Source organism: Streptomyces sp. BI87 (genome assembly GCF_025957665.1).
Classification (GTDB): Bacteria; Actinomycetota; Actinomycetes; order Streptomycetales; family Streptomycetaceae; genus Streptomyces; species Streptomyces albidoflavus.
Window position 1 is genome coordinate 1,329,444 of the sequence record NZ_CP110079.1, and the last position, 15,140, is coordinate 1,344,583.

Sequence of the window (15,140 nt, forward strand, 5' to 3'; positions counted from 1 at the left end):
ACACCCAAAAGTGCGCAGAGCTTCCCTGCAGCACGGTCTGTCCTGTCTTCCGGGCGCCGCCGCAGCGCCCGGTCACATCCTTCTTCCGCCGCTTCCGCCGCCTGGGGCGACGGCCCGGCCCACTCAGCCCGTGGACGTGGCGGGGGCCGGGACTCCCGGCTCCTGCTCCTCGCCGTCCCGCGTCCCGCCGCGCTCGCGCGCCCGCAGCTCGGTGATGGCGGCCTCGAAGTCGTCCAGCGAGTCGAACGCCCGGTAGACCGAGGCGAACCGCAGGTAGGCCACGAGGTCCAGCTCCTGGAGCGGGCCCAGTATGGCGAGGCCCACGTCGTGCGTGGCCAGCTCGGCACTGCCGGTGGCGCGCAGCGCCTCCTCGACCCGCTGGCCGAGCTGCGCGAGCGCGTCCTCGGTGACCGGCCGGCCCTGGCACGCCTTGCGGACGCCGCTGATGACCTTGGCCCGGCTGAAGGGCTCGGTCACGCCGCTGCGCTTGACGACCATCAGGGAGCAGGACTCCACGGTGGTGAAGCGCCGGGAGCAGTCGGGGCACTGACGGCGACGTCTGATCGACGTTCCGTCGTCGGTGGTGCGGCTGTCCACGACACGGCTGTCGGGGTGCCTGCAGAAGGGGCAGTGCATGAGACTCCGAACCCTCCTTCACAGCACGACTCAGTGGCTCGCCGGGACCGCGTGGCCCCTCGAAGCAGGCTCCAGCATAGGCGATGAACCACCGCCCGAATCACCGGCACCACAACTTGTGGGCTCTCTCCTCCGCCCCACCACTAGATCTGGTGTCTGGGGCGGAAGTTGCCCCTATGGCGTGTCGCCGGGACAACCTTCACGAAGCGCCTCCCGCGGGGGCCGGCGTGCGGCCTCGCCCGGGCATGCCCGGGCCGCGAACCGGAGCGGTTCGCGGACGACGGGGACGGTTCCGCAGCATACGGAGCGCCTGCGCGCGCGCTCGCGAAGGGGGTCGGTGAGTCCGCCTCCCGGTCCCGGATGGCAGACTGTGACCTCGCCGGGAGCGGTTCGTCCGCCTCCGGCATCCGGCCACGGCGGTGGAGGTTACCGCACAGCCGCTCGACACGGGCCCGGCCCGGGCGGGGGAAACCCGGCCACGACCGGCCTCGCCCTATACACCCGAACGCCCACGCACGTCAGCTGAACTGCGGTTTTTCACTCGAACGTGTGTTTGGCGCAACCTTTCGAAAGCAACTACCGTTGGCTATCCAGGGAGTACACACCGAGAGGGGCCGACGTGACCACGACCGCAGACAGCGCCACCATCACCGCCCAGGGCCGGTCCCAGGGACGACGGGAGTCGGTGCACGCCATGAATGAGCCCGCCTCGCCCCAGGAGGGAGCGAAGCCCGCCCGCTCGCTCCCCGGACGACCTCCGGGCATCCGCGCGGACAGCTCAGGACTGACCGACCGGCAGCGCCGCGTGATCGAGGTCATCCGCGACTCGGTGCAGCGTCGCGGCTACCCGCCGTCGATGCGGGAGATCGGGCAGGCCGTCGGCCTCTCCAGCACCTCCTCGGTGGCCCACCAGCTGATGGCCCTGGAGCGCAAGGGCTTCCTCCGCCGCGACCCGCACCGCCCCCGGGCGTACGAGGTGCGCGGCTCGGACCAGCCGAGCGCGCAGCCCGCGGACACCACGGGCAAGCCCGCCGCCTCCTACGTGCCGCTGGTCGGCCGGATCGCGGCCGGCGGGCCGATCCTCGCCGAGGAGTCGGTCGAGGACGTCTTCCCCCTCCCCCGCCAGCTGGTCGGCGACGGTGAGCTCTTCGTCCTCAAGGTCGTCGGTGACTCCATGATCGAGGCGGCCATCTGCGACGGCGACTGGGTCACCGTCCGCCGCCAGCCCGTCGCCGAGAACGGCGACATCGTCGCCGCGATGCTGGACGGCGAGGCCACCGTGAAGCGGTTCAAGCGCGAGGACAACCACATCTGGCTCCTCCCGCACAACGCGGCCTACCAGCCGATCCCCGGCGACGAGGCCACCATCCTCGGCAAGGTCGTCGCGGTCCTGCGGCGGGTCTGACCCCGTCGGCACCCCCTGGCGAGTCCCGGAACCTCTGCGCCGGTTCCGGGACTCTTCTCTGTCCGCTTCCCCCTCTTCCCTCCCGGCTACTTCCCCTCCGCGCGGGCCGCCTCGTCGATCGCGGCCAGCGAGCGGCGGACCTGGTTCCGGTCGGTGGTGTACCAGAAGTCCGGCAGCGAGGCGCGGAGGTAGCTGCCGTAGCGGGCGGTGGCGAGGCGCGGGTCGAGGACGGCCACGACGCCCCGGTCCCCGGTGGCGCGGACCAGGCGGCCGGCTCCCTGCGCCATGAGCAGCGCGGAGTGGGTGGCGGCGACCGCCATGAAGCCGTTGCCCCCGGCCTCCTCCACCGCCTTCTGGCGGGCCGACATCAGCGGGTCGTCCGGACGCGGGAACGGGATGCGGTCCATCACCACCAGCTGGCAGCTGGGCCCGGGCACGTCCACGCCCTGCCAGAGGGAGAGCGTGCCGAAGAGGCAGGTGCGGGGGTCGGCCGCGAAGTTCTTGATCAGCTCGCCCAGGGTCTCCTCGCCCTGGAGCAGGACCGGCACGTCCAGGCGCCCGCGCAGCTCTTCGGCGGCGGCGCGGGCCGCGCGCATGGAGGAGAAGAGCCCCAGGGTGCGGCCGCCGGCCGCCTCCACCAGCTCGGCCAGCTCGTCGGTCATGTCGGCGCGGGTGCCCTCGCGGCCGGGGTTGTTCAGGTGGCGGGCGACGTAGAGGATGCCCTGCTTCGGGTAGTCGAAGGGGGAACCCACGTCGACGCCCTTCCAGACCGGGAGGTCGGCGCCCGGGGTGCCGTCGACGCCGGCGGTGCCCTCGGGGGCGAGGCCGAGCGAGGCGCCGACGCCGTTGAAGTCACCGCCGAGCTTGAGGGTGGCGGAGGTCAGCGTCACCGACCGGTCGGCGAAGAGCTTCTCGCGCAGCAGCCCCGAGACGGAGAGCGGCGCGACCCGCAGGGAGGCACCGAAGCGGTCGTGCCGCTCGTACCAGACCACGTCGTACTCGGAGCGCTGGGTGATGCGCTCGGCGACGGTGTGGATCGACTCGACGGAGGCGAGGGCCTGCTTGCGGACGGCGTCCTCGTCCTGCACCGACTTGTCGCGGGTGGCGCCGATGGCCGAGATCACGGTACGGGAGGCGTCGCGCAGGGCCGCCAGGGCGTACTCCAGATCCTCCGGGATGGTCTCCAGGCGGCCCGGGAGAGCCAGCTCCATCAGCCCCTCGAAGGTCTCGGCGGCGGTCTGGAGGGCGTCGGCCGCCTTCTCGTTGACCAGCTTGGCGGCGCGGCGGACGGCGCGGTTGACCTGGCCCGGGGTGAGCTCGCCGGTGGCGACGCCGGTGACCCGGGAGACCAGCTCGTGGGCCTCGTCGACGATCAGCACCTCGTGCGAGGGGAGGATCGGGGCGCCCTCGATGGCGTCGATGGCGAGCAGGGCGTGGTTGGTGACGACCACGTCGGCGAGGCGGGCCCGCTCCTTGGCCAGCTCGGCGAAGCACTCCTGGCCGTAGGCGCAGCGGCTGGCGCCGAGGCACTCGCGGGAGGAGACGGAGACCTGCGACCAGGCGCGGTCGGAGACGCCGGGGGTCAGGTCGTCCCGGTCGCCGGTCTCCGTCTCGTCGGACCAGTCGCGCAGCCGCAGCAGGTCGGTGCCGAGCTTGCTGGTGGGGGTGGCCGCCTCGAACGGGTCGAAGAGGCCCTCTTCCTCCTCCTGCGGGACGCCCTCGTGCAGCCGGTGCAGGCAGAGGTAGTTCGACCGGCCCTTGAGCATGGCGAACTCGGGGCGGCGGCGCAGCACCGGATGGAGCGCCTCCACCGTGCGCGGCAGGTCCCGCTCGACCAGCTGGCGCTGGAGGGCCAGCGTCGCCGTGGCGACGACGACCCGCTCCCCGTGGGCCAGGGCGGGCACGAGGTAGCCGAGCGACTTGCCGGTGCCGGTGCCCGCCTGGACGAGCAGATGGGAGGAGTCGTCGATGGCCGAGGCGACGGCTTCGGCCATGGCCACCTGACCGGGCCGCTCGGTGCCGCCCACGGCGGCGACGGCGGCATGCAGGAGCTCGGTGAGTGAGGGCTTCGTCATAGCCGCTCCAGCCTACGGTGCGCCACCGACAGCCTCGTCCCGCTGCGCCGCGCGTACGCCCCCGGCGCGCGCCCCTGCTCATTCCGGGGCGAGGGGGTGCGGCTCCTCCGTGTGCAGGGGGTTCGGGACGGTGCCGTGGACGGCGGCGTGCGGGCGGGCGGCGCGGTCCCGGTAGCCATCGAGGTGGAGCCGGTTGCGGTTGAGGCAGAGCCGCGCGATCTCGGGGGCGAAGAGGTCGAAGAGTGCGTACCGCTCCTTGAGGTGGGGGAAGCGCGTCTGGTGGCGGACGATCTCGGCGCGGACCAGCTGCCAGAAGTCGGTCTCGGGGACGCCCAGCTGGGTGGCGCAGAGCGGCGCCAGGTAGCGGAAGACGCCGATGAACAGGCCGGAGTGGATGAACTGCGGCAGGAAGTCCGGAGTCTCGGTCAGCAGGACCTCGCGGACCGCCTCGGGCATCTCCGCGTGCTCGGGGAGCGGCTCGGAGCTGATGTTGACGTCGTCGACGAAGTCCTTGACCGCGAGCCGGGTGGGGATGTCGTGCTCGTCGAAGACGACGATGGCGTTCTCCCCGTGCGGGGAGAAGACGGTGCCGTACTGGTGGAGGAAGTGCAGCAGCGGCGGCAGCAGGGCGGCGAAGAGGTGGCGCAGCCAGTCGAGGGGGGCGAGCCCGGAGCGGGCGACGAGTTCGGCGGTGAAGGCCCGGCCGTCGCGGTCGGTGTGGATCAGGGAGGCGAGGGTGCGGGCGCGCTCCCCCGGGTCGAGGTGGCCGGTGAGCGGCTCACGCCAGATGGCGCCCAGCAACTCCTTGAACTGGTACGGCACTTCCGGCAGCCGGTCGTAGACGGGGTGGAGGACGGTGACGGAGGCGACCTCGCCGAGGAGGATGACGCGGCACTCGTCGCGCAGGTAGGGGTCCTGGTCGCGCAGGCGGTGCACCCAGTCGGTGACGGCGGGCGCCGCGAGGGTGCGTTCGGTCGGCAGGCCGCGCCAGACGAGGGTGTTGAGGATGGAGAGCGGCAGTTTGACGGTGCGGCGGTGGGGGTGGCTGAGGTTGAGGAAGGTGCGGATGGACTGCTGGGGCAGCCGCGCGTCGGGGTCGGCGGCGAGCGGCACGATGCGCCCGTCGGCGACGGCCGGGGCGAAGAGCGGGACCACCGTGTCGTCCCACTGCCAGGGGTGGACGGGGAGGTAGAGGTAGGCGGCCGGGTCCAGGCCCCGTTCGCGCAGGGTGGCGGCGAAGAGGTCGCGGGTCGCCTCGTCCAGCTCCTGCCCGTAGAGCCGGCCGGCGTCGAGGCCGGGGACGCTCCGGTAGGCGGCGAGGGAGGTGTGGACGGCGATCCACGGCAGCCGCGCCGGGCGGCGGGCCTCGGGCGCCCAGCGCGCGCTGTCCTCGGCCGAGAAACCGATTCGCCCCTTGTTGAGGACGAGCCAGGGGTGCCCGGTCTGGTGGCCTTCGAGGGCGGCGTAGTCGAGGTCGGCCAGTTCGGCGGCGGTCAGCGCGGTCGCGTCGAGACGGGTGTCGGCGGCGAGGGTGCGGGTGAGTTCGCGCAGGACGTGGCCGAGCGTGTCGCCGTCGAGCCCCAGCAGCGGCCTGGCCCGCACCAGGAAGTCCAGCGGATCACCGAAGGGCCTCGGCACGCCCCCGCCCTCGGCGAGCGTGACGCTCTCCGCCTCCACCTGCCAGTGCCCGTACGCCCAGCGGCGCGCCCGGAACCGCAGTTCGGCCTCGCCGGGGCCACCGAGCGGCAGGGCGTACTCGGCGCCGCCCGGTCCGGGAGGGGTGAGCGGGTGGGGCTCGATGATCTCCTCGTAGGCGAACTCGCCGAGCATCTTGGCCAGCAGCCGCCGCTCGGCCCGCCGCCAGGCGTCGGCGGTCAGCTCGGGCGGGGCGTGGAGGGCGGGGCCTTCGGGCCGGGGCTGATCTGCGGGGGAATGCGGCACGGGGACTCCTCGGAAGAGAACCGGATCGGGACGGCCGGACGTCGCTCGCCGACGCCCGGAGCGGAACGGTCGCAGTGTTCGGGCCACGAGGGAACAGGGCCCGGCGCACGACCCAAAGCCGCACGCGGGGGCGTACGCCCCCCTTGGGGGCAGCCGGGTGGGGGCAGGGGTCGGCAGGGGGCGCGTGGGCGGGGGCGCGAACGATGCCGGGAGGGGCGGCCCCGGCGTGCCGGCCCCGGGCGACGAAGCGCGCCCGGCCGGTATGGCGGTACCCGCGCGGCTTCGCCGAGGATCGCTCCGTCGGCCCCGGGGGCGTACAGGTGCCTCGCGGCACGGGCGATCGAGCCGCCGGCGCAGTGACGCCGGCGGACATGCCTGATCCACGTGGTGCCGGCCCGGTCACGACGGACGAAGAGGCAGCCAGGCCGCGACGGGGTGGGCGGGACGGGAGGTGTCCGGAGTGCGGGGACGCGAACTGAGCTCCCCTGCCCCGCGGTCACCGGCGTGCGGGTGCCGGTTCCGTCGCGGTGGTTCTCCTGCGGACCATCAGAGCCGCGCGCTTGTCGGGAAGGTCGATCTCGGCGTCGAGGTGGAAGCCGGCGCGGCGGAAGGCGGCGACCGAGGGGGCGTTGCGGACGTCGGGTTCGGCGACGACGCGGGCGCAGCGGGGGCGGTGGGCGAGGATCAGGCAGGTGACGGCGCGGAGCAGGGCGGTGCCCAGGCCCCGGCCCCGGTCGGCGGCGCCGCCCAGCAGCAGGTGGACGCCGGTGTCGTGGGGCCGGGCCGGGTAGTGGCGGGCCAGCGGGTCGAGGTCGGCGCGGTAGAGCTCCCAGTAGCTCATGGGGCGCCCGTCGAGGAGGCCGAGGCAGGGGACGCTGCGTCCGTCGCCGGAGAGCTGGGCGTGGACGTGGGCCGCGGTGGTCGCGGGGGGCCCGGCCAGTTCCCAGAAGGCGGCGACGGCCGGGTCGTTCATCCAGGTGGTGAGCAGCGTGAGGTCGTCGCCGGGGGTGAGGGGGGCGAGCCGGAATATGCCGAACGGGGTGGCGGCGGGGGCCCACCGGCCGACCCGGTCGAGCAGGGTCCCCCCGTCGCCCCCGGGCCCGGCGGGAGCCCGGCCGGCGGCGGCGTCCGGTGCCGCGAGGTCCGGGGCCGCCCCCGCCCCGGCGGAGCCCGGCGGCCCGGCCTGGCCGTGGTCCCGCGGGGCGGGCGCGGGCGCGGGCACGCAGGGGCGGGCCCCGGCGGTGGGGGCGGCGGGTCCGTGGGGCGGGGTGGCGGCTGGGGGCACGCGGGGCTCCTTCCGGGCGGGGGTACTAGGGGATGTGCAGCGGGTTGGCGATCGTGACGTAGACGGACTGGGTGTCGACCGGTCCCACCAGTTCGTCCAGGCCGTGCAGGCGGGTCAGGAGGTTGGCCTTGCAGCGCAGGACCGGGGAGTCCAGGAGCAGGCCGGGCAGCGGCGAGACGGGGCCGGGGCCGGCGGCCTGGTCGGCGAGGAAGCGGCGCAGCACGGTGAGCAGCAGCCGCTCGTCGGCGAGGCGCTGGGAGCCGAAGGCGCCGATCAGGCCGAGGATGTTGTTGATGCCGAGGTAGTAGGCGAACCGCTCGTCGGTGACGGCGTCGGCGACGAAGGTGTCGCTGGCCTCGCCCGCGCCGGGCAGCCGGGCCTGGAGGGCGTCGCGGTGCGAGGTGCGGAAGTAGTATCCCTGGTTGTCGCGGTAGCGGCCGCCGGTGGGCCAGCCGTCGGCGTCGAGGAGGACCAGGGTGTTCTGCTGGTGGGCCTCCAGGGCGATCCCGGCGTGGCCGTCGAGCCAGAGCACGGGGGCGACGACCCGCTGGAGGTAGCGGGCGAACCACTCGGCGGAGACGGCGCCGCGGGTGCGCCCCTCGCGTCCGGCGATGCGGGTGACGAGTTCGCCGAGGCGGGAGCGCATCCCGAGGCGGCCCCCGGTGCGGGCGTCCCCGGCGGGGCGCGGCGAGACCAGTCCGGCGACGCAGGTCACGTCGTCGTCGGGGGTGAAGGGGTTGTCGCGGATCATCACGTCGAGGCCGGTGACGGGCGTCCCGTCGTGCCCGTCGACGGCGAGCCACGCCGGGTCGCGCACGATGTCGAAGCCGGGGTGGGCTCCCTGCCAGCGCGCGCCGAGCCCGGTCCGCAGCAGCCGGTGCACCTCGGCGCCCCGGGCCAGTTCCTTACGGAGGTTCTCCCGGCGGGAGTTGGTGATGCGCAGGCCGAGCGAGAGCTTGAGCATGGCGGGGGCGCCCGGGCGGTAGACGGTGCGCACCGAGGAGGTGGGGTACCAGGGGTCGCCCGACGGGCCGAGGTCGCGCAGGGCCCCGGCGTCGAGGAGGGCGGCGGCCTCGGGGCGGCGGCGCAGTTCGCGGATCTGCCAGGGGTGGACGGGCAGGGCGACGGTGCCCTCGGGCAGCCGCAGGCCGGGCCCGGCGAGGCGCGCGGTGAGCTGCTCGGCGGGGACGGGGGCGCCGTCCTCGTGCCAGGCGGAGTCCTGGGCGAGGACCGAGCGGTCGACGGCGAGCCAGTGCAGCGGGAACGATCCGCCCAGCTCCGGCGAGTAGGCGCGGGCCTCGGCCTCGGTCAGCCCCTCGCGGCTCTTGGGGGTGGGGTGCAACGGGTGGCCGAGGACGAGGGACTGTTCGGCGGCGAGGAAGCGGTCCGGCTGCTCCTCGGCCCGGGCGCGGCGCTCGGCGAGGAAGAGGGCGGTGCGCCGGGCGGAGTCGCCGACCCGCTCCAGCAGGTCCCCGTCGCGCGCCTCGGTGGCCGATTCGCGCTCCAGGAGTTCGGCGACGGCGGCCACGTCGAGCAGCGGCGAGGCCCCGGCGGGGGCGTCCTCGCGCATCGGCGCACCGAACCGGTGCCACCCCGCGAGCGACCAGTGCTGGACGGGGACGAGCAGCGCGGTGCCGCTGGCCGGCAGCGGGATGCGGAGCACCCCGTGGGCCGGGGCGGGCGGGGAGGTCTCGCGGACCCAGCAGCGCAGCAGGCTCTCCAGCGCGGCGGCCTCGGCGGCGATCCGGGCGTCGGGGTGTTCGAGCAGGTCGGTGCCGCCGCCGGGGAACCGGAGGGTCCCGACGCCGCCGGGCTGGCGGGGTACGGTCGCCCCGTCGGCCGGGATCTCGCGCGTGGCGGAGGTGCCGCGCGGGGAGGAGTGGCGGCCGCCGTCGGGTGCGGGGGTGACGTTCAAGAGTGCTTCCTTGTGGCGTGGAGCGGATTCCGTGCGCCGGCCGGCTCAGCGGGGGCGGCGCCGGGTGGGGTCATCCGGGGAAGTCCCTGGCCGCGGCCGTGAGGGCGTCGGTCAGGCGGTCGAGCACCGCGTCGGCCTGCTCGTCGGTGAGGGTCAGCGGCGGCAGCAGGCGGACGACGGCGCTGCCGCGTCCGCCCAGCTCGACGATGAGGCCCCGGTCCAGGCACGCGCGCTGCACGGCGGTGGCGATCCGGGGAGCGGGGGGCGGCGGCGTGCCGGCGGGGGTGTCGGCGGTGGGGTCGACCAGCTCGACGCCGATCATCAGGCCGCGCCCGCGCACGTCGCCGACGAAGGGGTGGCCGGCGGCGAACTCCCGCAGTCGGCCGAGCATGCGGGCGCCGAGGGTGTCCGCGCGCTCGGCGAGGCCGTTCTCCCGCACGTGGGCGAGGGTGGCGGCGCCGGCGGCCATGGCGAGCTGGTTGCCGCGGAAGGTTCCGGCGTGGGCGCCGGGCTGCCAGACGTCGAGGTCGTCGCGGTAGACGAGGACGGCGAGCGGGAGGCTGCCGCCGATGGCTTTGGAGAGCACCATCACGTCCGGGACGATCCCGCTGTGGTCGACGCCCCAGAACCGTCCGGTGCGTCCCACCCCGGTCTGCACCTCGTCGGCGATCAGCGGGATCGAGCGGTCCTCGGTGAGCTTGCGGACGCGGCGGAGCCAGGCGTCGGGCGCCGGGTTGACGCCGCCTTCGCCCTGCACCGGCTCGACCAGCAGGCAGGAGGCCTCGGGGATGCCGGACTTGGTGTCGTCGAGCAGCGACTCGGTCCAGCGGGCGGCGAGTTCGGCGCCCTGCTCACCGCCGACGCCGAAGGGGCAGCGGTACTCCTGCGGGAACGGCAGCCGGGTGACGCGTCCTTCGCGCCCGCCGCCGGAGGCGGCCAGGGCCCCGGCGGTCATGCCGTGGTACGCGCCGGTGAAGGCGAGGACGCCGGAGCGGCCGGTGGCGGTACGGGTCAGCGTCAGCGCGGCCTCGACGGCGTCGGTGCCGGCCGGGCCGCAGAACTGGATGCGGGCGCGGGAGGCGAGGGCCGGGGGCAGGGTCGCGAAGAGCTCGGTGGTGAAGGCGTCCTTGACCGGGGTGGCGAGGTCGAGCACGTGGAGCGGGGCGCCGGAGTCGAGGACCTTGCGGATGGCTTCGAGGACCACCGGGTGGTTGTGGCCGAGGGCGAGGGTGCCGGCGCCGGAGAGGCAGTCGAGGTAGCGGCGGCCGTCTGCGCCCTCGATCGTCACGCCGCGGGCGCGGACGGGGACGATCGGCAGGGAGCGCGCGTAGGTGCGCGCGGCCGACTCGCGGGACGCCTGGCGGCGCAGGATGCCCAGGTGCGCGGTGGTCGCGGTGGCGGGCGCCTGGGCTTGCTCGGTCACGGCCACAGGTGTGGTTCCTCCCGTGGTAGCAGGTGCGTCGTGCGGTGGTTCCGCGCACGGCGCGGGCCCCCCGCACCTACCAACGACCGTGCGGTGAAAGGAACACGGGCGCGGAGGAGATCCTTCGGACGCGGCCTCGGGGGGCGGCCTCGTGACGGAACCGTTGCCGCCCCGTGGATCGTCCCCCAGGGCACCCGCATAGTCTGGGGGGCCACAACCCGCCGCCCACGAGGGCGGATTCACGTCCGAATCCAGGGGGAATCCGACATGCGACCCATACGCCCACTTCGTCCCGGACGCCAAAGGGGAGCGCGCGGCCGGTCCGGTGCGGCTTCCGCGGTGGCCCTGTGCGCGGTGCTGGCCCTGACCGCCACCGCCTGCGGGCCCGAGGAGGACAACGCCGGGGGTGACCCGTCGGCCTCGGCCTCCGCGGAGTCCGACGGCAAGATCCGCATCCCGGACAGTCTCAAGGACCGGCTCAAGGAGCACGGCCTCGATCTGGACGAGTGGAAGGACGGCGCCTGGAAGGACTGGTCGCGCGACGACTGGCTGCGGGAGGCCGAGGACTTCATCAACCCGGTCATCGAGGACCTGTGGGACCCGGACCGGATGCGCGAGGCGGACGACCCGACCGAGCAGGAGGTCGACGAGGAGGACATCTCCGGCGACCAGGGCGTGACCGACCCGACGCCGCAGCCGGTGGACGCCGCCTCCGTCCCGGCCAAGTACCACGACCAGGCGCCGGAGGCGGGCAAGCTCCTCTTCGACGGCCCGAAGGGCTCGATGGTCTGCTCGGCCACCGTGATCGCCGACCCGGCCAACCCGGGCAAGTCCAACCTGGTGTGGACCGCCGGGCACTGCGTCCACGCGGGCAAGGAGGGCGGCTGGTACCGGAACATCATCTTCGTCCCCTCCTACAACGACGGCGCCCTCTCCACCGAGCAGCTCCAGAGCGCCACGCAGGAGCAGGTCGCCCCGTACGGCGTCTGGTGGAGCGACTGGGCGCAGACCTCGGACCAGTGGATCGAGCAGGGCGGCCAGACCGGCGGTGACGGCGCCTCGTACGACTTCGCGGTGCTGCACGTGACTCCGCAGGACGGCGGGGGCAAGTCGCTGGAGGAGACCGTCGGTTCGGCGCTCCCGGTGAACTTCAACGCGCCGGCCGCGGACAAGATCACCTCGATGACGGCGACCGGGTACCCGGCGGCGCCGCCCTTCGACGGCCAGAAGATGTTCCAGTGCCAGGACAAGCCGGGCCGCCTCTCGGTGACCAAGGACGACCCGACCATGCACCGGATCGGCTGCACCATGACGGGCGGCTCGTCCGGCGGCGGCTGGGTCGCCGAGGGGGCCGACGGCAAGCCGGCGCTGGTCTCCAACACCTCCATCGGCCCCGTGAACGCCGGATGGCTGGCCGGCCCCCGGCTGGGCAAGGAGGCCGAGGGCATCTACACGGCGGTCAGCAAGAAGTTCGCCGACAAGTGACCCCCGGGCGCCCGGGGAACTCCCCGGGCGCCCGCTCGCTCCGGGCCCAGCCTCGTTCGTACGCCTGCCGGCGGTCCGCCCGGAGCTTCACATGACACGCACATGACATACGCCACCACCGGGGAGCCGTTCCCCGCCGTACACGGGGGTACCACCGCACCATGCGTTCCCTGCGCGGGCCGTCGCGCCCGCTGCTCGCCGCCGCCTCCCTCACCACCGCGCTCGCCCTGGCCCTGACCGCCTGCGGCGGCGAGACGCCCGACCCCGACCCGAAGCCCGCCGCCGAGGGGCAGGGGTCCGCCGAGGCCCAGGAGGGCGGCAAGGAGTCCGGCGACCGCGCCCGGGCCGCCAAGGACCTCGCCGACCGGCTCAAGAAGCACGGCATCGACGCCGAGCGCTGGAAGAACGGTGCCTGGAAGGACTGGGACAAGGACGACTGGCTGCGCGAGGCGAAGGACTTCGTCAACCCGGTGATCCAGGGGCTGTGGAAGCCCGAGCGGATGCGCGGTGCCGAGGACCCCGGCAAGACCGTCACCACCAAGGACACCACCGCCGACCAGGGACAGACCGACCCCGCCCCGCGCGCCGTCCCCGCCGAGCGCGAGCAGACGCCGTACCACGACCACGCTGCCCCGGTCGGCAAGGTCTTCTTCGACGCCCCCGCCGGGTCGATGGTCTGCTCGGCCACCGTCGTGAAGGACCCCCGCAACCCTGGGAAGTCCAACCTCGTCTGGACCGCCGGGCACTGCGTCCACGCCGGCGCCGAGGGCGGCTGGTACCGGAACATCGCCTTCGTCCCCTCCTACAACGACCTCGGCAAGGACGCGGCCGGCCTCGCCGCCGCCGCTCCCCACGAGTCCGCCCCGTACGGCACCTGGTGGGCCGACTGGGCCGCGACCTCCAACGAGTGGATCGGCCAGGGCGCCGGATCGGGCGGCGCGGGCGCCCCGTACGACTACGCCGTGCTGCACGTGAAGCCGGAGAGCGGCGCCAAGTCGCTGGAGGAGACCGTCGGCAACGCCCTGGAGGTCGACTTCCGCGCCCCCGGCACGGAGCGGATCGGCACGCTGGGCGCCTGGGGGTACCCGGCGGGGCCGCCCTACGACGGGCTGCTGATGCACCGGTGCGCCGACCGGCCCGGCCGCCTCTCGCTCGCGCCCGGGCAGCCGACGATGTACCGCATCGGCTGCACGATGACCGGCGGCTCCTCGGGCGGCGGCTGGTTCCGGCAGGAGGGGAAGAAGAGCCTGCTGGTCTCCAACACCTCCATCGGCCCCGCCGACAACACCTGGCTCGCCGGCCCGCAGCTGGGCCGCCAGGCCGAGCGGCTCTTCGACATGATGAGCCAGAAGTACGGCGGCAGCTGACCCCCGCCGGCCCCGGGCACGCCGAAGGCCCGCCCCCCTACCGCGACTCGGCGGTAGGGGGGCGGGCCTTCTCGTGCGGTCAGCTGGTGGCGAGCTCGAAGGTCGAGAGCTCCGCCGCCAGTTCGCGGTGGACGCGCACCCTGAGCACGGTGCCCTCCGCGGTGTGCTCCTCGGAGAGGACCTCACCCTCGGCGTGCGCCCGGGCGACGAGCTGGCCCTGGGTGTACGGGACCAGCGCCTCCAGCTCCACCTCGGGGCGGGGCAGGATCTCGTCGATCATCTCGAGCAGCTCGCCGATGCCCGCGCCGGTCCGCGCCGACACCGCGATGGCGTGCTTCTCGACCCGCAGCAGCCGCTGGAGGACCAGCGGGTCGGCCGCGTCGGCCTTGTTGACCACGACGATCTCCGGGACGTTCACCGCGCCGACGTCGCGGATGACCTCGCGGACGGCGGCCAGCTGCTCCTCCGGGGCGGGGTGCGCGCCGTCCACCACGTGGAGGATCAGGTCGGAGTCGCCGACCTCCTCCATGGTGGAGCGGAACGCCTCGACCAGGTGGTGCGGCAGGTGCCGGACGAAGCCGACGGTGTCCGCGAGGGTGTAGAGCCGCCCGCTGGGCGTCTCCGCACGGCGCACGGTGGGGTCGAGGGTGGCGAACAGGGCGTTCTCCACCAGGACTCCGGCGCCGGTGAGGCGGTTGAGCAGGGAGGACTTGCCGGCGTTGGTGTAGCCGGCGATGGCCACCGAGGGGACCTTGTTGCGCCGGCGTTCCTGGCGCTTGAGCTCGCGGCCGGTCTTCATCGCCGCGATCTCCCGGCGCATCTTCGCCATCTTCTCGCGGATGCGCCGCCGGTCCGTCTCGATCTTGGTCTCACCGGGACCACGGGTCGCCATCCCGCCGCCCCCGCTGGTGCCACCGCCGCCCATCTGCCGGGAGAGCGACTGACCCCAGCCGCGCAGCCTCGGCAGCATGTACTGCATCTGGGCCAGCGAGACCTGGGCCTTGCCCTCACGGGACTTGGCGTGCTGGGCGAAGATGTCGAGGATCAGGGCGGTCCGGTCGACCACCTTGACCTTGACGACGTCCTCCAGGTGGATGAGCTGGCCGGGGCTCAGCTCACCGTCGCAGACCACGGTGTCGGCACCGGAGTCGCGGACGATGTCGTACAGCTCCTGGGCCTTGCCGGAGCCGATGTACGTCGCCGGGTCGGGCTTGTCGCGGCGCTGCACGACCCCGTCGAGGACGAGGGCGCCGGCGGTCTCGGCGAGGGCGGCCAGCTCGGCCAGGGAGCGGTCCGCGTCCTCGGCGGTGCCGGAGGTCCAGACGCCGACCAGGACGACCCGCTCCAGCCGCAGCTGGCGGTACTCGACCTCGGTGACGTCCTCCAGCTCGGTGGAGAGACCTGCCACGCGGCGCAGGGCCGCGCGCTCGGAACGGTCGTACTGGTCCCCGTCCCGCTCACCGTCGGCGGTGTGGCTCCAGGCGACGTCCTCTTCCATCAGGGCATCGGCCCGAAGGCTCTCGGCGTGCGGCTCGGCGGGGCCGGTCGCGTCGTGCGGGTGCTGCATGTCGTGCACGTCCTGGGAAGGGGAGGAAGAGGAGGTCATTG

At 74.2% G+C, this 15,140-nt stretch carries 10 protein-coding genes; 3 read left to right on the plus strand and 7 right to left on the minus strand.

Going from position 1 to position 15,140, the window contains the following annotated elements; translation table 11 throughout:
- Positions 1 to 123: 123 nt before the first annotated feature.
- Positions 124 to 636: a transcriptional regulator NrdR gene (gene nrdR, locus OIM89_RS05655; RefSeq protein ID WP_030698769.1), complete on the minus strand. Its 513-nt coding sequence runs from the start codon at positions 634 to 636 to the stop codon at positions 124 to 126.
- A gap of 619 nt (positions 637 to 1,255) precedes the next feature.
- On the opposite strand from nrdR, the gene lexA reads away from it, so the two are divergent.
- The gene (gene lexA / locus OIM89_RS05660; RefSeq protein ID WP_003951282.1) at positions 1,256 to 2,041 is read left to right on the plus strand and encodes a transcriptional repressor LexA; all 786 of its coding nucleotides are present in this window, start codon (positions 1,256 to 1,258) and stop codon (positions 2,039 to 2,041) included.
- 86 nt (positions 2,042 to 2,127) lie between these two features.
- Here lexA and OIM89_RS05665 read toward each other — a convergent pair whose 3' ends face one another.
- The 5 genes from OIM89_RS05665 to OIM89_RS05685 form a co-directional block, all read right to left on the minus strand.
- The gene (locus OIM89_RS05665; protein ID WP_030698768.1) at positions 2,128 to 4,116 is read right to left on the minus strand and encodes an ATP-dependent DNA helicase; all 1,989 of its coding nucleotides are present in this window, start codon (positions 4,114 to 4,116) and stop codon (positions 2,128 to 2,130) included.
- 78 nt (positions 4,117 to 4,194) lie between these two features.
- Positions 4,195 to 6,057 (minus strand): IucA/IucC family protein, encoded by a 1,863-nt coding sequence (locus tag OIM89_RS05670; protein WP_264491047.1) that lies wholly within the window; start codon positions 6,055 to 6,057, stop codon positions 4,195 to 4,197.
- A gap of 496 nt (positions 6,058 to 6,553) precedes the next feature.
- The gene (locus OIM89_RS05675) at positions 6,554 to 7,342 is read right to left on the minus strand and encodes a GNAT family N-acetyltransferase (RefSeq protein ID WP_238470402.1); all 789 of its coding nucleotides are present in this window, start codon (positions 7,340 to 7,342) and stop codon (positions 6,554 to 6,556) included.
- A gap of 25 nt (positions 7,343 to 7,367) precedes the next feature.
- Positions 7,368 to 9,257 (minus strand): IucA/IucC family protein, encoded by a 1,890-nt coding sequence (locus tag OIM89_RS05680; RefSeq protein WP_264491048.1) that lies wholly within the window; start codon positions 9,255 to 9,257, stop codon positions 7,368 to 7,370.
- A gap of 70 nt (positions 9,258 to 9,327) precedes the next feature.
- On the minus strand, positions 9,328 to 10,686 hold the full coding sequence (locus tag OIM89_RS05685) for a diaminobutyrate--2-oxoglutarate transaminase family protein (protein ID WP_030698764.1): 1,359 nt from the start codon (positions 10,684 to 10,686) through the stop codon (positions 9,328 to 9,330).
- Positions 10,687 to 10,947: 261 nt separating this feature from the next.
- Between OIM89_RS05685 and OIM89_RS05690 the strand changes: the two genes are divergently transcribed.
- Entirely contained in the window at positions 10,948 to 12,165 is a 1,218-nt protein-coding gene (locus tag OIM89_RS05690) for a trypsin-like serine peptidase (RefSeq protein ID WP_030698763.1), read from the plus strand.
- 161 nt (positions 12,166 to 12,326) lie between these two features.
- On the plus strand, positions 12,327 to 13,532 hold the full coding sequence (locus OIM89_RS05695; RefSeq protein ID WP_226964510.1) for a trypsin-like serine peptidase: 1,206 nt from the start codon (positions 12,327 to 12,329) through the stop codon (positions 13,530 to 13,532).
- A 79-nt stretch (positions 13,533 to 13,611) separates the two neighbouring features.
- On the opposite strand, the gene hflX is transcribed toward OIM89_RS05695, so the two are convergent.
- Positions 13,612 to 15,138 (minus strand): GTPase HflX, encoded by a 1,527-nt coding sequence (hflX, locus tag OIM89_RS05700; protein WP_030698761.1) that lies wholly within the window; start codon positions 15,136 to 15,138, stop codon positions 13,612 to 13,614.
- Positions 15,139 to 15,140: the final 2 nt, after the last annotated feature.